Genomic DNA, 16,693 nt, shown 5'->3' on the forward strand with positions numbered 1-16,693 from the left:
GATGAGCGGGGCCGAGAGTGCGGACCATGTCAGTGTGCATCTGACGGGATGCGGCCATGAGGACGCGCATGCGGTGTTCGGGGCGCTGGAGGCGGCCTTCCCGGAAGGTACCGGTCCGGCCCGTAGCGAGACCCGCGCCGCGGCGCCCGGCGCGGGCCCCACGGTCTGGTGCATGGTCGTCGACGCGCGCACCCGTACCGCGCCCGATCCGGAGGCCGTCCCCGCGCAGCCGGTGACGGCGGTCACCGCCGATCTCTTCGGGGCCGCCGACCCCGTGCGCCAGGTCAGGGAGGAGCTGGCGGCGGTCTTCGGCGTGGAGAGCCTGGGCACGGTGCCCGGCGAGCACGAACTGGAGGTGCGCCTGCGGCTGACCGCCCGCGCCGACGCCTAGCCGACCCGGCTCCCGGGTGGTGGGGATGATCGTGCGGGCTTAGCGTGGAAACGACAGCCATGAAGCACGACATCGCCCCTCGGCAGGGGCCCTACCTGCCGATCGAGGACCACGGCGTCATCGGTGATCTGCACACCGTGGCGCTCGTGGGGGTGGACGGCACGATCGACTGGTGCTGTCTGCCCCGCTTCGACGCCCCCTCGGTCTTCGGTTCCCTCCTCGACGTGGACCGTGGGGGCTCGTTCTCGGTGCGGGTGCGCGAGGTGGAGCGCACCAAGCAGATGTATCTGCCGGACTCCAATGTGCTGCTGACCCGCTTCCTGGCCCAGCATGCCGTCGCCGAGTTGTACGACTTCATGGTGCCCGACCACCCCTCGTGCCCGGCGGCCGGCACCCGTCAGATCGTCCGCCAGGTCCGCATGGTGCGCGGACGGGCCACGGTCGAGGTGCACTGCCGCCCCGCGTTCGACTTCGCCCGCGCGCCGCACGAGGTCGAGATCGCCGACGGCGTCGGCGCCGTCTTCACCGGCCCGGCGGGGACCTTGGTGCTGCGCTCGTCGGCGCCGCTGCGCGCGGACGGCCCGGCGGCCCGGGCGACGGTGGAGCTGGAGCCCGGCCAGACGCTGGAGCTGACGGCCCAGTGGGGCGGCGAGCTGCGCCCCGTCGACGGTGCCGAGGCGTCCCGGCTCCTGGACGACACGCTGCGCTACTGGGACGGCTGGCTGCGCCAGTCCGCCTACCAGGGGCGCTACCGGGAGGCCGTCGAGCGCTCGGCGCTCGTGCTGAAGATGCTGGTCCACCAGCCCACCGGTGCCCTGGTGGCGGCGCCGACCACGTCCCTGCCGGAGTCACCGGGCGGCAGCCGGAACTGGGACTACCGCTACACCTGGGTCAGGGACGCGGCCTTCACCCTCTACGCGCTGATGCGGCTGGGCTTCACCGAGGAGGCCGCCGCGTTCATCGACTGGCTGCACCGGCGCTGCGTCGAGGCGCCGCCGGGCACCGGCCTCCAGGTGCTGTACGGGATCGACGGCCGCCCGGACCTGCCGGAGGAGGAGCTGGCGCACCTGACGGGCTACCGCGGCTCCCGGCCGGTGCGCACCGGCAACGCCGCGGCGCGCCAGCTGCAACTGGACATCCACGGCGAGCTGATGGACTCCGTGTACCTGTTCAACAAGCACGGCGAGCCCATCTCCTACGAGCTGTGGGAGGCGCTGAGCCGGCAGCTCGACTGGCTGGAGAAGCACTGGGAGGAGCCGGACGACGGCATCTGGGAGATGCGGGGCGGGCGGCGGCGCTACACGTACTCGGCGCTGATGACCTGGGTCGCCTTCGAGCGGGCGATGCGCATCGCCCGGCACCGCGGCATGCCCGCCCCCGTCGAGCGCTGGCGCGACGCCGCCGCGGCCGCCTACCGGTACGTCCAGGACCACTGCTACGCGCCGGACCTCGGCGCGTACGTGCAGTACGCCGACAGCGCCACGCTGGACGCCTCGCTGCTGGTCATGCCGCTGGTGAAGTTCGCCGGCCCGGCCGATCCGCGGTTCCTGTCGACGGTGCGGCGGCTGGAGGACCAGCTCGTCAGCGACAGCCTCGTGCACCGCTACCGGACCGACGGCGCCGACGGTCTGAGCGAGCACGAGGGCACGTTCAACCTGTGTTCCTTCTGGTACGTCGAGGCCCTCGCCCGCGCCGGGCGGGTGGGCGAGGCCCGCTACGTCTTCGAGAAGATGACCACGCACGCCAACCACCTCGGTCTGTACGCCGAGGAGATCGGCGCGGCCGGGGAGGCGCTGGGCAACTTCCCGCAGGCGTTCACCCATCTCGCGCTGATCAGCGCCGCCACCAACCTCGACCGTGCCGTCACCGGCCACCGCGCGGCGGCGACCCGGCACTGCCGTCTCCTGTAGCGCCCACCCCGACGACGCGGCCGCCGAGGTCGACCGTGCCGTCGGGGTGGAAGCGCGTCAGGATCCGCGAGCCCGCCCCCTGGCGGATGGTCAGGGACCGGCGCAGCAGGGCGGTCAGCGTGACGGCGGCGGCTCCGGTGGCCTCGTCCTCGACGATGGCGTCGCCGCGCCGCGGGAAGCCCCGGGCCCGGACCGTCCCCGCCGCCTCGTCCTCCCAGGCCCAGGCGTACAGCCAGCCCTCCCCCGGCGGCGGGGCGGGCAGCGCCTCCACCTCGGCGACGGTGGCGAAGCGCTCGGTGCGCCGGCCGGTGGCCCACTCCGCCCGGCCCCGTATCCAGGTCGTCTCCCCCTCCTGCCACGTGGGCACCTCGCCGGCGGGCGGGCGCAGCACGCTCACCGGCCGCCCCTGGCGGCGCAGCCACCACGCGAGGCCGACGAGCGGATGGCCGGCGAAGGGCAGGCGGGCGCCGGGCGTGTGGATGTCCACGGCGCCGTGGGAGGCGTCGTCGACGAACACGGTCTCGCTGAAGCCCAGTTCCGCCGCGATCCGCTGCCGCGCGTCCTGCTCGGGGACGGCGCCGCCGTCCTGGACGATGCCGAGCGGGTTGCCGCCGGTGCCGTGCGGACCGGTGAACACCCGTACCACCGCATGTTCGATCATGCATGAAACCTATGAGGTGATTGAAACTCGTGGTGCGGGAAGAGGCACAAGGTGCCCGATATCACCGACCCTCTGACGACCCTGGTACGACGCCACCGGGAACCCGCCGTGGTGCAGGCGGTCCGTTCCACGCTGGCCGCGGTGATCTCCTATGTGGTGGCCCTGCAGCTGAGCAACGAGCCGGCGCCGCTCACCGCGCCGCTCACCGCGCTCCTCGTCGTCCAGGTCACGCTCTACTCCACCCTCACCACCGGCATCCGCAGGGTCAATTCCGTGGTGGCGGGGGTCCTGATCGCCATCGGCTTCAGCGCCCTGGTGGGGCTCACCTGGTGGAGCCTGGGGTTGATCATCCTGGCGTCCCTGGTCATCGGGCGCTTCGTCCGCGCGGGTGAATTCGTGCCCGAGGTGGCGATCAGCGCCATGCTCGTGCTCGGCGTGACCCGGGTGGCGGAAACCGCCTGGGACCGGGTCCTGGAGACCCTGATCGGCGCGATCGTCGGCCTGTTGTTCGACGTCCTGTTCGTCCCTCCGGTGTGGGTGCAGCCCGCGAGCCAGGCCATCGAGCACCTCTCGCGCCGCATGGGACAGCTGCTGCAGCGCGTCGGCGACGAGGTGGTGGGCCACACGCCGGTCGCGGAGGCGGCGGCACGGCTGCACGAGGCGCGGCGGCTGGATCACGACATCGTCCAGGTCGACGCCTCGCTGCGGCAGGCCGAGGACAGTCTCCGGCTCAATCCCCGGGTCAAGGAGGGCCTGCTCTTCCGGGTCGTCCTGCGCACCGGCCTGGACGCCCTGGAGATCGCGGCGGTGGTGCTGCGGGTCCTCTGCCGCACCCTGACCGACCTCGCCAAGGAGCGGACGCAGGAGCCGCTGTTTCCCACGGAGGTGGGCGAGTCCCTGCAGGACGTCTTCCGTCACCTGGCGCGCGCCGTCGAGAGCTTCGCGGTGCTGATCACCACGCAGGTGAGCGCCAACGCCGAGGAGGCGGAGGACCGGCTCGTGCGGGAGCTCGCCGCCGGCCGGGCCAGCCGCGACCGCGCCGCCGATCTGCTGCTGGAGTCCGTCCGGCGGCACCCGCGCCAGTGGCAGTTGCACGGGGCGCTGCTGGCCGAGGTGGACCGGATCCTGGACGAACTGGACGTGGAGAAGCGGACCGAGCGCCTGGCGGAGGAGCTCGACCGGGCCTCCCGCGAGCAGCGGGACCGGCATCCGGTGCTGCACAAGGCCCAGCGGCGGCTGCGCAGCAGCGGCTACGGGTGGCGCAGGGGCTGGTTCAACAACCGCGACTGAAGACCGGCCGGGGGATCGTGGCGCCGGCGCCTCAGCGGGACGCCTCCTCGGACCAGCCGGCCGCGCGGCCCCGGCGCGCGGGGCCGCGGCCGGCCGGCTGGTCGGGGGCGTGGCCCGCGCTGATGGCGGGGACCTGGCGGGACTCGGGCGAACCGGCCGTGATCCTCAGCCGCTCGCCGCAGTGCCGGATGTCCAGGACCTCGCCGTCCAGCAGGGTGTAGATCGCCGTCCTGTCGGTGATCTCCACCCGCAGCCGCTGTTCCCGGAACTGGACCGTGAAGGCCAGGCGCCCCAGCTGCTCGGGCAGGCGGGGGGTGAAGCCGATCAGGCCGTCGTCCTCGCGCATGCCGCCGAAGCCGATGACCAGGGCGAACCAGGTGCCGGCGAGGGAGGCGATGTGGATGCCGTCGCGGGTGTTGCCCTCCAGGTCGGACAGATCCATCATCGCCGCCTCGCCCAAGTAGTCGTAGGCCAGCCGGGTGTGGCCGACCTCCGCGGCCATGACCGCCTGGCCGCAGGCGGACAGCGAGGAGTCGCGCACGGTCAGCTGTTCGTAGTAGGCGAAGTTGCGGGCCTTCTCCTCGGCGGTGAAGGCGTCCCCGCGCAGGCACATGGCGAGGACGAGGTCGGCCTGCTTGACGACCTGTTTGCGGTAGAGGTCGAAGTAGGGGAAGTTCAGCATCAGGGGGTACTGGTCGTCCCTGGTGTGGGCGAAGTCCCACAGCTGGTGGCGGGTGAAGCCCTGGGACTGCTCGTGCACCTGCAACTCGTCGTTGTACGGCAGGGTCATGCGCGTCGCGGCGTCGCGCCAGGCGGCGGTCTCCTCGTCGTCGACGTCGAGCGCCGCGGCGAGGTCCGGGTGGCGTTCGGCCATGGCCGCGGCGGCCCGCAGATTGTGCTGGGCCATCAGGTTCGTATAGACGTTGTCGTCCGCGATGGCGCTGTACTCGTCCGGGCCGGTCACCCCGTCGACGTGGAAGTCGCCGTGGTGGTCGTGGTGGCCCAGGGAGCGCCACAGCCGGGCGGTCTCCACCAGCAGCGGCAGCCCCACCTCACGCTCGAAGGTCTCGTCGCACGTGGCCCGGACGTAGCGCACGACCGCGTCCGCGATGTCGGCGTTGATGTGGAACGCCGCCGTGCCGGCCGGCCAGTACCCGGAGCACTCGTCGCCGTTGATGGTCCGCCAGGGGAAGGCGGCGCCCTGCAGGCCCAGCTGCCGGGCGCGTTCCCGGGCGGCGGGCAGGGTGTTGTACCGCCAGCGCAGGGCCTGCTCCACCGCCTGGGGCGCGGTGTAGGTCAGGACGGGCAGGACGAACGTCTCGGTGTCCCAGAAGCAGTGGCCGTCGTACCCGGGACCGGTCAGGCCCTTGGCCGGCAGGGCCCGGGCCTCTCCGCGGGCGCCCGCCTGCAGCACGTGGAAGAGGGCGAACCGCGCGGCCTGCTGGATCTCCGCGTCGCCGTCCACCTCCACGTCCGCCCGGGCCCAGAACCCGTCGAGGTACTCGCGCTGTTCGTCGACCAGGCCCTCCCAGCCGGTGCTGACCGCCGCCGCCAGGGCCGCGTCCACCTGGTCGTGCACGGCGGGCGTCGAGCGCATCGCCGACCAGCCGTGCGCGACGAACTTCTCCACCCGCAGCCGCTGGCCCGAGCACAGCCGCGAGGTGATGGTGAAGCGGGCCAGGTCCTCGCTGCTCTCGGAGGACATCTCGGTCTTCTCGCCGCCGTCCACCGCGTGCGCGGCCGACACGCCCATGCGCAGGCCGCTGTGGAGGGTGCGGTGCAGCAGCCGGATCCGCGCTCCGTAGGCGGCGTGCTGCTCGCTGACCAGCGGTGACTCCAGCATCGCGGCGGCCCGGGGGTCGCCTCCGGTGCGGGGCAGTTGTTCGTTGGCGACCAGCTCGGACTGGATGACGATGCGGACGTCGCCGTCCATCGACTCGACCTCGTAGGCGACGGCGGCCACCGCGCGCTGGGTGAAGGAGACCAGCCTGCTGGAGCGGACCCGGACGCTGCGGCCGCTCGGCGAGGTCCACTCCGCGGTGCGGTGGAGCAGGCCGGTGCGGAAGTCCAGGATCCGCTCGTGCTTGTGCAGTTTGCCGTAGCGCAGGTCGAAGGGCTCGTCGTCGACCAGGAGGCGGATGAGCTTGCCGTTGGTGATGTTGATGACGGTCTGGCCGGACTCGGGGTAGCCGTAGCCGGCCTCCGCGTAGGGCAGCGGCCGGAACTCGTACACGCCGTTGAGGTAGGAGCCGGGCAGGCCGTGCGGCTCGCCTTCGTCGAGGTTGCCGCGCCAGCCGACGTGCCCGTTGGACAGCGCGAAGACCGATTCGCTCTGGGAGAGCACATCGAGGTTGAGTTCCGTCTCGCGCAGGCACCAGGGCTCGACGCGGTACGCCGGATGGGTGATCACGAGGCGTCCTCCAGCAGTTCGGCGAGATCGTCCACGACGACGTCCGCTCCGTGCCGGCGCAGGGCCTCGGCCTGATGGGCCCGGTTCACCCCGACGACGAAGCCGAACCTCCCGGCCCGCCCGGCCTCCATGCCGGCCAGGGCGTCCTCGAACACCGTGGCCTGGCCGGGCGGTACGCCCAGGGCGTGGGCGGCGGCGAGAAAGGTGTCCGGCGCGGGCTTGCCCGCCAGGTGCCGTTCGGCCGCGACCACCCCGTCGACGCGTACCTCGAAGAGGGCGTCGATGCCCGCGGCGACGAGCACGTCGTGGCAGTTGGCGCTGGAGGAGACCACCGCGCGGCGCAGGCCGGCGGCCCGGGCGGCCTCGGCGTAGCGGACCGAGCCGGGGTAGGCCCGCACCCCCAGCTCCTTGATCTTCCGAAGGACGAGGGCGTTCTTGCGGTTGCCCAGGCCGTGCACGGTGTCCCGGTCGGGCGGATCGTCGTCGTCCCCCTCGGGAAGGTGGATGCCGCGCGAGGCGAGGAAGGAGCGCACCCCGTCGGCGCGGGGCATGCCGTCGACGTATTCGTCGTAGTCGGCGACGGCGTCGAACGGCCGGAAGAGCGCGCCGTCGCGGCGGCGCAGGAAGGCGTCGAAGGTCTCCTTCCAGGCCGCCGCGTGCACGGTGGCCGTCTGGGTGAGCACGCCGTCCATGTCGAACAGGCAGGCGCGGATGCCGTCGGGAAGGCCGAGTTTCGTCATGGTGTCCCGCTTCCCCGATCATCGGAGGCCATGTCCGGCCCGGGCTCCGGCTGGGTCCGGGTCGCCTTCACATCCCCCACCTTCGGGCAGCGGGCGCCGGTGCGCGATGCGACTCATCCGTTCGGGCCCGCCGCTCGCGAGACGGCCGTCGTCCTGTCAGGCGAGGGCCACGGGCAGCCTGCGCGGGCCGCGCACGAGCAGGCCCGGGCGGTAGGGCAGGCCGTCGGGGTCGGCGGCGAGCGTCAGTCCGGGGAGGGCGGCGAACAGGCGCGGCAGGGCGACGGCCGCCTCCAGGCGGGCCAGGCGCGAGCCGAGGCAGAAGTGCGGGCCGTGGCCGAAGGCCAGGTGCGGGGCGGGGCGCTGGGCACCGGCCAGGTGGCGGGCCGGGCGGAAGGCGTCGGGGGACGGGAAGCGGCCGGGGTCGCGGTTGGCGGCGGCCAGGACGACGAGGACGGAGTCCTCGGGGGGTATGACGGTGCCGCCGCCGAGGTCGACGCGCTCGGTGGTGCGCCGCCAGGTCGTGCCCTCCAGGGGGCTCGCGTGGCGCAGCGTCTCCTCGACGACGGCGGCCCAGTACGCCTCGCCGCCGCGGTGGGCGGCGGTGAGCTCGCCGGGGTGCGTGAGCAGCAGCAGGGCGGCCGAGGCGAGCAGGTTCATGGTCGTCTCGTAGCCGGCGAAGAGCAGCAGGAACGCCATGGCGAGCAGTTCACCGTCGTCGAGTCCGCCCGCTCCCGCTTCCCCCGCGTCGTGCACCAGGGCGCTGAAGAGGTCGTCGCCGGGCTCGCGGCGCTTGTGGGCGATGAGGTCGGTGAAGTAGGCGTGCAGGCACGTCCACGCCTCGTCGACGGCGCCGCGCTCGAGCGCGTCGGTGGGCGAGCCGACCCGGTACGTCCACTCGCGCAGGTCGGCCCGGTCGGCCTCGGGCACGCCCAGCACCTCGCCGATGACGAGCACGGGCAGTGGGAACGCGAAGGCGTCCACCAGGTCGACGGGCTCCCCGGCCGCCGCGAGGGACGGGAGGGGCTCCAGCAGTTCGTCGGTCAGCCGCTCGATACGCGGCCGCAGCGCGTCCACGCGGCGCGGGGTGAACGCGGCGGTGGTCAGCCGGCGCAGCCGCACGTGGTCGGGGGCGTCGGAGTTGAGCATGTGGCGGGCGAGGCAGCCGCGGGCGCGCTGTGCCGGGGAGTCCGGCTTGGGCCGCCCCGCCCCGGCCGGCGGTACGTTCGAGAACCGCGGGTCGGCGAGGACGGCGCGGGCCTGTTCGTAGCCGGTGACGAGCCAGGCGTGGGTGCCGTTGGCCAGCGGCACCCGTGCCGCGGGGCCCTGGGAGCGCAGGCGCGCGTAGTAGGGGTACGGGTCGCGCGCGAAGCCGGGGTCCGCGGGGTTCAGGAGTTCGGGCACCCGCTCATCCTCACCGATCGCGCGTCGTCCGCGCTGGTGGGGGCCCGTTCAGCGCTGAGGGGACGGTCCTGTGCGGTTCCTACAACACGCCCGGTCGCCCGGACGCCCCCGCACTGTCAGCTGGAGCCGTGAGCGACCGGGCAGGCCGGCGCGGCCGGTGCCCGCGGGCGCCGGCCGCCGGGGCCGGCGGGCGCTCAGTCCCGGCCCAGTGCCTTCTTCAGCTCCGCCTTCGTCATGTCGGAGCGGCCGTGGATGTTCTTCTGCCTGGCCTCGTTGTACAGCTGGTCCTTCGTCGGTCCCTGCGCTCCGGAGTGCGAGCGCTGACCGCCGCGCCGGGAGGAGGACATGTCCTGCAGCGACGTGCGGCTGGCGGTCTTGGACTCGCCGGCGCGGGCGCGCTCCTTGTTGACGGTGCGGCTCGCGATCTCCTTGGCGCGCTTCTCGCTCTCGCCGCGCTCGCGGGCGCTGTCCTTGATGTGCTCGTACTGGCGCTCGCGCTTCGGGCTGGATCCCCTGGGCATCCGCTGCTCCCTTCGGTCGCGTTTCCTGCCGTCGGGCAGTGCCTGCATCCGTGCTGCTACCCCTTTCCAGCCTGGCATGCGCGACCGGACGCCGCAGGGCGTGGCGGCCGGCCGGGACGGTGTCAGCGGCGCGGGGACGGGGTCCGGCTCACGGTGCGTCCCAGCCGGCTCGCGGCGCGTGCGAAGCCGGCCGCGTCGTGGACCGCCGCGCCGCCGGGGTCGTTGTTGAAGTAGGCGTACACCCGCGCCCGGTCGGGCCAGGTGTCGGCGATCCGCCGGGCCCAGGTGGTCAGCGCCTGGCGCCCGTAGCGGGGCCACGGCCGGGCCCGGCCGGCGTGGAAGCGTACGTAGCCCCAGTCGGCCGTGCGCCACAGCGGGGTCACGGGCCGCGAGTCGTGGTCCGCCCAGCACAGCGCGGCGCCGCGGCGCTCCAGTACGCCGCGGATCTCGTCCGTCCACCAGGAGGCGTGCCGGGGCTCGACGGCCACCCGCACCGTGCGCGGGAAGCAGGCGAGCGCGGCGTCCAGCAGGGCCGCGTCGGCCCGCAGCGTGGGCGGCAGCTGGAGCAGCACGGGCCCCAGCCTGTCCCCCAGGCCGGCGGCGTGCCGCATGAGCCGTTCGACGGGCTCCTCGGGGTCGCGCAGCCGCTTGATGTGGGTGAGGTAGCGGCTGGCCTTGACGGCCATGACGAAGCCCTGGGGGGTGCGGTCGTGCCAGTCGGTGAAGGTCTCGGGCGTGGGCAGCCGGTAGAAGGCGTTGTTGTTCTCGACGGTCGCGAAGTGGCCGGCGTACTCCTCCAGCCAGAGCCGTTGCGGCACGTCGGCGGGGTAGAGGTCGCCGCGCCAGTCCTTGTACTGCCATCCCGAGGTTCCCACGAGCAAGGGCATGGACAGATGCCTGCCCCCGGGCCGCGGGCGCGTCACCGGCGGGCGCGCGATTACCGTCGGATGCGCCGGTCTAGACCTGTGTTCCGTCCGTCAGGGCCTCCCGCACCCGCGCCGCGACGGTCGCGGCCTCCTCGTCGGAGGCGTAGCGCCCGCGCGGCCAGAAGAAGCCGCGGAGCCCGTCCTTGCGGTTGCGCGGCACCACGTGCACATGGAAGTGCGGTACGGACTGGCTGACGCGGTTGTTGGCGGCGACGAAGGAACCGGTGGCCCCCATGCCCCGTTCCACGGCGCCGGCGATGCGCTGGACCCGGGTGAAGAACGGCCCCACCTCGGCGGCCGGCAGGTCGGTGAGCGTCTCGGCGTGCCGTCTGGGCACGACCAGCACGTGGCCGGGGAAGAGCGGCCGGGCGTCCAGGAAGGCCACCACGCTCTCGTCCTCGAGGACCCGGTGGCCGGCCGCCTCGCCCGCCGCGATGGCGCAGAAGATGCAGTTCACGACACCAGTCAACCAATCCGCGCCGGCGGGGGGCCCGCCGCCCGGTCGGGCGGCGGGCCCCACCCGCCCCACCTGTGGACTATCCCCCCGGATCCCGTCATATTGGAATTACGGCTTCCCCTTGGAATTACGGCTTCCCCGGTCTCCCCGGGGCACTTCGGAGCCGGGCCCCGGGGCCAGAGGTGGATCATGCGGTTCAGCGACCGAGTCGACGCCGGGCGGCGCCTGGCCGAGCGGCTGGGGCATCTGCGCGGCGAGCATCCGGTCGTCCTCGGCCTGCCCCGCGGCGGTGTGCCCGTGGCCTTCGAGGTCGCCCGGGCCCTCGACGCCCCCCTCGACGTGATCCTCGTCCGCAAACTGGGCGTGCCCTACCACCGCGAGCTGGGGTTCGGCGCCCTGGGCGAGGGCGGTGTGCGGGTCATCCGCGACGACATCGTGCGCATGAGCCGGGTCGACGAGGACGATCTGGCCGAGGTCGAGCGCAGCGAGGCGGCGGAGCTCGCACGCCGCGCGGAGCGGTTCCGCGCCGGGCAGCCGCGGGTCCCGCTCAAGGGCCGTACTGCCGTCGTCGTCGACGACGGCATAGCGACCGGCGCCACGGCGGCGGCCGCCTGCCAGGTGGCCAGGGCCCAGGGCGCCGCCCGCGTGGTGCTCGCCGTGCCGGTGGCACCCCCGGACGCGGCGGCGGCGTTCCGCAAGGAGGTGGACGAACTGGTCTGCCTGAGCACCCCGCCCCTGTTCTCCGCGGTCGGCGAGTGGTACCGCGACTTCTCCCAGACCTCGGACGAGGAGGTCGTGGAGCTGCTGCGCCGCAACGCCGAGGAGCGCGGCGCCGGCGGCGGCGAGGCGCACTCCGGCGCCCTGAAGATCCCGGTGGACGGGGGCCGGACCACCCTCGCCGGTGATCTGACCATGCCGGCCGACTGCCCCGGGCTCGTGGTCTTCGCCCACGGCAGCGGCAGCAGCCGGCTCAGCCCCCGCAACCGGGCGGTGGCCGAGGCCCTGAACGCGGCGGGGCTGGGCACCCTCCTGTTCGACCTCCTCACCCCGCTGGAGGAGGGCGACCGGGCGAACGTCTTCGCCGTCGAGCCCCTGGCCCACCGGCTCACCGAGGTGACGCGGTGGCTGCGCCACCGCGAGACCGTGCCCATCTGCTACTTCGGCGCGAGCACGGGTGCCGCCGCGGCCCTGTGGGCCGCCGCCGACGCGGCGGCCGGCGACGGCGACGGCATCGCCGCCGTGGTCTCCCGGGGCGGACGCCCCGACCTCGCCGGCCCCCGGCTGCCCGAGGTGACGGCCCCGACCCTGCTCATCGTCGGCGGCCACGACGAGACCGTGCTCGACTTGAACCGGCAGGCGGCGCGGCAACTGCGCTGCGAGAACCGGCTGGCCGTGGTGCCGGGCGCCACCCATCTCTTCGAGGAACCGGGCACGCTGGAGAGCGTCGCGGACCTCGCCCGGGACTGGTTCACCGCGCATCTGGCGGCGCCCGCCGCCGCGAGCTGACCCATCGACAGGCTGTAGGTGATCACCATGGAGACGATCGTCGACTGCACCATCGAAATGGAGTTCCGCGAGATCGACGCCACCACCCAGGCGGACGTGCGGCTGCGCATGCACGACGGCTCGGAGCTGACCGCCCAGGGCGTCGCCAACCGCAACCCCGCCGACCGCCGCCAGCAGCGGGTCGGCGAGGAGGTCGCGGCCGCCCGCGCCCTGAGCGACCTCTCCGAGCAGCTGCTCGACAAGGCGGGCGACGAGATCCAGGAGGTCATGCACGAGCCGGTGCACCTGACGCACTGAAAGCCACGCGTCGCCGCCCAGGAGGAGCGATGTCACACACAACGGAGTGGAAGGTCCGCCTTCAACTCGTCGAGGACGGCGGAAAGACGGAGGCACGGGCGGTCCTCGACACCGGGACCACCTCCCTCACCGCCACGGGAGCCGCCCAGCGCGCCCCGGGCGACGAGGACGCGCCGGAGATCGGCGACGAGTTCGCCGCGGGGCGCGCCCTGCGCGACCTCGGCAGCCGGCTCCTGCAGACCGCCGAACGGGACGTCGAGGCGAGGGGGGCGGCACCGGAGCCCAGGACCTCGACGACGTACGGCTGGTCGATGTGAGGCCCGTGCCGGCGGCGGTACGGGCCGGTGCCGCCGCGGCCGCCGCCGGTGTCACAGCAGCGGCCCGAGCGGCCCGAGGTCGAGGTTGAGGTCCTCCAGCTCCAGGTCGTAGCGGGCGCACAGCTCCCGCATGCGCTCGCCCAGCAGCATCAGGGTCTGGCCGATCCGCTCCTCCTGCTCCTCGGTGAGGCTGCCCTCCTCGACGCGGCGCAGGGCCTGTCGTTCCATCAGCTGGCGCAACAGCTCGACGACGGTGAGCACCAGCCGCACCAGATCGCGCTCGACGGTGTCCCGGTCCATTTCCACGCGCCGCGTCATGCCGCCACCTCCTGCCAGGGGGCCGGGACGGCGGCGTCGACGGAGCTGATGAGGGCGTGCAGGTCGATGCGTACGAGGTCGACGTCGGCGATGCGCAGGGTGAGGTCGCCGGTGAGCACGACGCCGCCCGCCAGCAGCCGGTCGAGCAGGTCGACCAGCGCCGGCCCGCGCTCGGGCAGCGGGCTGCCGGCGGCGGGGCCGGTCACGAGGGCTCCCCGGGGGAGGTGCCCGCGCCGACGAAGGAGTACGGGGCCCAGGGGCCGGTCAGCTCCACGTGGACGCCGTCGCCGGGGATGCGCTCGGCGAGTCCGGTGACGGCCGAGGCGAAGTGCGGGGCGCCGTCGCGCCGCACGAGGTAGGCGGCGTTGAGGACATTGCGGCCCGGGTGCCGGGAGAGCCCGGGGTCCTGGGGCGGGTAGAGGCGGGTCTCCTCGGCCAGGGCGGCGAGAGTGGCGTGGATGCCGCGCGCGGCCTCGTCCACACGGCGCGCCCCCTCCTCGTGCGCGTGCCGTTCGGCCACGCGGCGCCGGAGGTAGTCACGGCCGGACGGGGCGACGCGCGCGGTGGTGGGGCGGGATCCGGGGGCCTCCGGGGGCGGCGCGGCGGCAGGGAGGGCGTAGACCTTGACGCCCCATTCGGTGCGCCCGTCGAGGCGGTCCAGGGCGGAGCGCAGCAGCGCGTGCCGGTTCGCCAGCATCGTGCGGATGCCCTCCTCGTCGCGGAAGACGGTGGCCAGTCGCAGGGGCAGCACGCACGGTCCCGCGGCGGTCACGGTGTCGATCACCCTTTGGTGGGCGCGGGCGACCTTCTCCAGCCAGTGCAGGTCCTCCAGGCGCGCGGACAGCTCCGCCTCGTCGTAGTCCGCCGCCGGTACGGGTCCGGCCAGCGCCAGCAGGCCCACGTGCGGTACGGCGCGCACGGGTTCGCCCGCGACGCCGGTGACGTTCGCGAGCGCGTCTTCGAGGGCATCCGTGACGGCGGCGTCGTCACGGGTGACGGCGTAGGCGTACAGATACCGCTGTGGTGCGGAATTCACCGGGGCTCCTCCTTCGGATTCTTCTGCGGCTCTTCCGGTGCGGCGGCCGGCGCGGGCAATTGGCCGTTGCCGCTCCGGCCGTTGTCCACCGCGCGGCCGCGGGCGCCGGAGGAGAGGGCGGGGTCGTTCTCCCACCAGTCGATGCCCATTTCCTTGGCCTTGTCGACGGAGACGACGAGCAAGCGCAATTTGATGGTGAGGAGTTCGATGTCGAGGAGATTGACGCGGATATCCCCGGCGATCACCACGCCCTTGTCGAGCACCCGCTCCAGGATGTCGGCGAGGTTGGCCGAACCGTCCGTCCGTGCCGGCGCCATGCGCTCGCTCATACCGCCGCCGAAGCCGCCGTTCATATCGCCCCGCTCCCGTCGGTCCGTCGTCGTATCGCGTCCAGGCGGTCGAGGAGGGCGTCCTCGCGCCGGTCGAACTCCTCCTCGCCGATCCGGCCCGCCGCCAGCTCTTCCTCCAGTGCTTTGAGTTCTCCCTGTACCAGGGAGGGGTCGTAGTAGAGGCGCTCCGCCTCGGTGAGCACGCGGCGGAGCACCCAGCCGACGAAGCCGATCATTCGACGAAGCTGTAGGGCGGCAGCGGCCCGTGCACGCTCAGCGCCAGGTGCGGGTGTTCCTTCCCGAGCCTGCCGGTCTCGGTGAGCAGCCGCCCGGCGGCGGACTCGTCGACGAGGAACGACAGGTTCAGGAAGCAGCCGGCGTGCTCGGGCCCGGTCCGGGCCTTCTCCGCCAGCGGCGCCAGCGTCTCGCGCACCAGCTCGGCGTCGTGGTCCTCCCGCTCGCGCACCCGCTGGGCGACCATCTCGCCGAAGCGCAGACGTTGTTCGTACGAGCCGCCGCCGGCCGCCTTGTTGGCCTCGGCGAGCGTGCGCAGGCCGGCGTCCTGGGCGAGGACCAGGTGCAGCACGGCGTCCTCGCGGTGCACCGCCTTGACGTTGTACTCGACACGGCCGGTGAGCCGTTCCAGCTGCTCCTCGTACCGCCCGGAGTGCTCGCGGAGCACGTCGTGCACCTTGTCGTCGCTGTCGGAGACGCTGCCGAAGCGCATGGGCAGCACGGGGGCGCGGCGGCCGATCTCGGTGACGACGTGCTGGTGGGCGAGCAGGTCCCGGCGCTTGGGCCGCAGTTCGCCGGGGCAGTCGCTGACCACCGCCGACAGGCCCGCCGCGTCCACCGTACGGACCGGGCACGGCGGGTCGCCGATGCCGGTGAGCCCCGGGGGCAGCTCCGCCTGGTCGGCCCGGGTGATGCCGTAGACGTAGGTGGTCACTCGTCCTCCCCCTTCTTCTTGCCTGAGGTGGTGGCGCGGCGGGGGCTCGGCTGCCCCTCGCCCTTGCCGCGCACCTGGTGGAGGGCGTCGGAGACGGTCTGCGCGGCTCCGGAGAGCGCGCCCTTGGTCTTGCCGCGGGCGCCGCTCTCGGTGACCTCGCCGACGAGGTCGGGCAGGCCGGGGCTGCGGTGCGGGCCGGCCTCCAGGTCGAGGCGGTTACACGCCTCGGCGAAGCGCAGGTAGGTGTCGACGCTCGCGACCACGACCCGAACGTCGATCTTGAGAATCTCGATGCCGACGAGCGAGACGCGCACGAACGCGTCGATCACCAGGCCACGGTCGAGAACCAGTTCCAGGACGTCGTACAGGCCGCTGGTGCCGCCTGCGCCACCGCCCTGCTGTACAGGGACAACGCTCATTTCGGACAGCTTCCCCTCATTGTCCGACGGCCCGGCCGGGGCCCGCGCGGTCTGCCGGGGCGTCAGCGGGAATCGGTCCTGCCGCGCTCGTAGCGCCGCACACGGCGGTAGCCGGTGAGCAGGCCCCGGGGGTCGAGGGTCACCTCGTAGAGCGCCATGACGCTCATCGTCTCGGGGACGCGGGCGACCTCCACCACCTCGGCCTCCAGCAGCCAGCCCTCCTCGGTCCTCTCGAACCGGGAGACGCCTTCGGGACTGCGACCCGTCAGTTCGGCGAACTGTTCGTGGGCCGCGCGCAGAACCTGCGGTGCCGTGAGGGCGGGCTCGTCGGGTGTGTCTGTCGTTTCTTTTGGGTCAGTCATTGGGCCTCAATCGGTTCATGGGCCTTGTTCTGCGGGTACCCGCTGTCACGGTCTCAAACATCCGTGGAACGGCCACAGATGAATGCGCCCCTTGAATGAGCACAATGCGCCACGCCGTAGAGGGCTGAAGACGTCGGGTCAGGGAACCCGAAAGCGTAGAAGAAGAATTACGGGGCACCCGTACCGTCGGAGGTGGATAACTATGGTTCCGCTGCTCCTCGTTCTCCTGCTCGCCCTGATCCTTTTCGGGGCGGGATTCGCCATCAAGGTTCTGTGGTGGGTCGCCGTCGCCGTTCTGGTGATCTGGCTGCTCGGCTTCCTCATGCGTTCCGCCGGCACCGGCGGTACGCGTGGCCGCTGGTACCGGTGGTGAGACGCCGGCATGCCGGACCACCGGGGCGAGCCGGATGTGGCCGGCGCCTCACCCACCGCCCCCGCCGGGCGTACGCCCGG

At 73.2% G+C, this 16,693-nt stretch carries 22 protein-coding genes; 7 read left to right on the forward strand and 15 right to left on the reverse strand.

All coding sequences use genetic code 11. The features are described from left to right. Position 1 precedes the first annotated feature (1 nt). Both ABZ956_RS28185 and ABZ956_RS28190 read left to right on the forward strand, forming a co-directional pair. Entirely contained in the window at positions 2–391 is a 390-nt protein-coding gene (locus ABZ956_RS28185) for a hypothetical protein (protein ID WP_361899495.1), read from the forward strand. 59 nt (positions 392–450) lie between these two features. Then, entirely contained in the window at positions 451–2,301 is a 1,851-nt protein-coding gene (locus ABZ956_RS28190; RefSeq protein WP_361899498.1) for a glycoside hydrolase family 15 protein, read from the forward strand. On the opposite strand, the gene ABZ956_RS28195 is transcribed toward ABZ956_RS28190, so the two are convergent. Beyond that, positions 2,255–2,962, reverse strand: a complete 708-nt coding sequence (locus ABZ956_RS28195; RefSeq protein ID WP_361899501.1) for a PhzF family phenazine biosynthesis protein — start codon at positions 2,960–2,962, stop codon at positions 2,255–2,257. The two genes, ABZ956_RS28190 and ABZ956_RS28195, sit on opposite strands and share 47 nt — an antisense overlap. Positions 2,963–3,013: 51 nt before the next feature. Here ABZ956_RS28195 and ABZ956_RS28200 point away from each other — a divergent pair, with 51 nt between their 5' ends. Further along, complete coding sequence (locus ABZ956_RS28200; RefSeq protein ID WP_361899504.1) at positions 3,014–4,252, forward strand: FUSC family protein; 1,239 nt, start codon at positions 3,014–3,016, stop codon at positions 4,250–4,252. 31 nt (positions 4,253–4,283) lie between these two features. Here the strand turns inward: ABZ956_RS28200 and ABZ956_RS28205 are convergent, their stop codons facing one another. The 6 genes from ABZ956_RS28205 to ABZ956_RS28230 form a co-directional block, all read right to left on the reverse strand. After that, positions 4,284–6,662: a glycosyl hydrolase family 65 protein gene (locus tag ABZ956_RS28205; protein ID WP_361899507.1), complete on the reverse strand. Its 2,379-nt coding sequence runs from the start codon at positions 6,660–6,662 to the stop codon at positions 4,284–4,286. Further along, on the reverse strand, positions 6,659–7,402 hold the full coding sequence (locus ABZ956_RS28210) for a beta-phosphoglucomutase family hydrolase (protein ID WP_361899510.1): 744 nt from the start codon (positions 7,400–7,402) through the stop codon (positions 6,659–6,661). Before ABZ956_RS28210 ends, ABZ956_RS28205 begins: the two co-directional genes overlap by 4 nt. Positions 7,403–7,558: 156 nt before the next feature. Further along, positions 7,559–8,803 (reverse strand): cytochrome P450, encoded by a 1,245-nt coding sequence (locus ABZ956_RS28215; protein WP_361899513.1) that lies wholly within the window; start codon positions 8,801–8,803, stop codon positions 7,559–7,561. A gap of 194 nt (positions 8,804–8,997) precedes the next feature. After that, a complete protein-coding gene (locus ABZ956_RS28220; RefSeq protein WP_361899516.1) occupies positions 8,998–9,324 on the reverse strand; it encodes a plasmid stabilization protein in 327 nt (108 codons plus the stop codon). A 122-nt stretch (positions 9,325–9,446) separates the two neighbouring features. Next, the gene (locus ABZ956_RS28225; protein WP_361899519.1) at positions 9,447–10,211 is read right to left on the reverse strand and encodes a DUF72 domain-containing protein; all 765 of its coding nucleotides are present in this window, start codon (positions 10,209–10,211) and stop codon (positions 9,447–9,449) included. 70 nt (positions 10,212–10,281) lie between these two features. Further along, positions 10,282–10,707 (reverse strand): HIT family protein, encoded by a 426-nt coding sequence (locus ABZ956_RS28230; protein WP_361899522.1) that lies wholly within the window; start codon positions 10,705–10,707, stop codon positions 10,282–10,284. Between the two features lie 189 nt (positions 10,708–10,896). On the opposite strand from ABZ956_RS28230, the gene ABZ956_RS28235 reads away from it, so the two are divergent. From ABZ956_RS28235 to ABZ956_RS28245, 3 genes are read left to right on the forward strand one after another with little or no spacing between them, the layout of a single operon-like run. Then, the gene (locus tag ABZ956_RS28235; RefSeq protein WP_361899525.1) at positions 10,897–12,213 is read left to right on the forward strand and encodes a phosphoribosyltransferase family protein; all 1,317 of its coding nucleotides are present in this window, start codon (positions 10,897–10,899) and stop codon (positions 12,211–12,213) included. A 27-nt stretch (positions 12,214–12,240) separates the two neighbouring features. Further along, the gene (locus tag ABZ956_RS28240) at positions 12,241–12,510 is read left to right on the forward strand and encodes a DUF1876 domain-containing protein (RefSeq protein ID WP_361899527.1); all 270 of its coding nucleotides are present in this window, start codon (positions 12,241–12,243) and stop codon (positions 12,508–12,510) included. 29 nt (positions 12,511–12,539) lie between these two features. Further along, positions 12,540–12,827, forward strand: a complete 288-nt coding sequence (locus tag ABZ956_RS28245; RefSeq protein ID WP_361899530.1) for a DUF1876 domain-containing protein — start codon at positions 12,540–12,542, stop codon at positions 12,825–12,827. Between the two features lie 51 nt (positions 12,828–12,878). Here the strand turns inward: ABZ956_RS28245 and ABZ956_RS28250 are convergent, their stop codons facing one another. The 8 genes from ABZ956_RS28250 to gvpO all read right to left on the reverse strand — a co-directional run bounded on the left by ABZ956_RS28250 (position 12,879) and on the right by gvpO (position 16,240). After that, on the reverse strand, positions 12,879–13,145 hold the full coding sequence (locus ABZ956_RS28250; RefSeq protein WP_361899533.1) for a gas vesicle protein K: 267 nt from the start codon (positions 13,143–13,145) through the stop codon (positions 12,879–12,881). Continuing rightward, entirely contained in the window at positions 13,142–13,351 is a 210-nt protein-coding gene (locus ABZ956_RS28255; protein ID WP_361899536.1) for a gas vesicle protein, read from the reverse strand. Before ABZ956_RS28255 ends, ABZ956_RS28250 begins: the two co-directional genes overlap by 4 nt. Further along, positions 13,348–14,181, reverse strand: a complete 834-nt coding sequence (locus ABZ956_RS28260; protein ID WP_361899539.1) for a GvpL/GvpF family gas vesicle protein — start codon at positions 14,179–14,181, stop codon at positions 13,348–13,350. Before ABZ956_RS28260 ends, ABZ956_RS28255 begins: the two co-directional genes overlap by 4 nt. Further along, positions 14,178–14,510, reverse strand: coding sequence for a gas vesicle protein (locus tag ABZ956_RS28265; protein WP_361899567.1), 333 nt, complete (start codon positions 14,508–14,510; stop codon positions 14,178–14,180). Before ABZ956_RS28265 ends, ABZ956_RS28260 begins: the two co-directional genes overlap by 4 nt. Positions 14,511–14,530: 20 nt before the next feature. Beyond that, entirely contained in the window at positions 14,531–14,746 is a 216-nt protein-coding gene (locus tag ABZ956_RS28270) for a gas vesicle protein GvpG (protein WP_361899541.1), read from the reverse strand. Next, complete coding sequence (locus tag ABZ956_RS28275; RefSeq protein WP_361899544.1) at positions 14,743–15,459, reverse strand: GvpL/GvpF family gas vesicle protein; 717 nt, start codon at positions 15,457–15,459, stop codon at positions 14,743–14,745. The genes ABZ956_RS28270 and ABZ956_RS28275 overlap by 4 nt, the downstream gene beginning before the upstream one ends. Continuing rightward, positions 15,456–15,878 carry a gas vesicle structural protein GvpA gene (locus tag ABZ956_RS28280; protein WP_361899547.1) on the reverse strand — a complete coding sequence of 141 codons (423 nt, stop codon included), beginning with the start codon at positions 15,876–15,878 and terminating at the stop codon, positions 15,456–15,458. Before ABZ956_RS28280 ends, ABZ956_RS28275 begins: the two co-directional genes overlap by 4 nt. A gap of 62 nt (positions 15,879–15,940) precedes the next feature. After that, complete coding sequence (gene gvpO, locus ABZ956_RS28285; protein ID WP_361899550.1) at positions 15,941–16,240, reverse strand: gas vesicle protein GvpO; 300 nt, start codon at positions 16,238–16,240, stop codon at positions 15,941–15,943. Positions 16,241–16,442: 202 nt separating this feature from the next. On the opposite strand from gvpO, the gene ABZ956_RS28290 reads away from it, so the two are divergent. Next, positions 16,443–16,613 carry a hydrophobic protein gene (locus ABZ956_RS28290; protein WP_361899553.1) on the forward strand — a complete coding sequence of 57 codons (171 nt, stop codon included), beginning with the start codon at positions 16,443–16,445 and terminating at the stop codon, positions 16,611–16,613. Positions 16,614–16,693: the final 80 nt, after the last annotated feature.

This window comes from Streptomyces sp. NPDC046261 (assembly GCF_040646235.1).
Classification (GTDB): domain Bacteria; phylum Actinomycetota; class Actinomycetes; order Streptomycetales; family Streptomycetaceae; genus Streptomyces.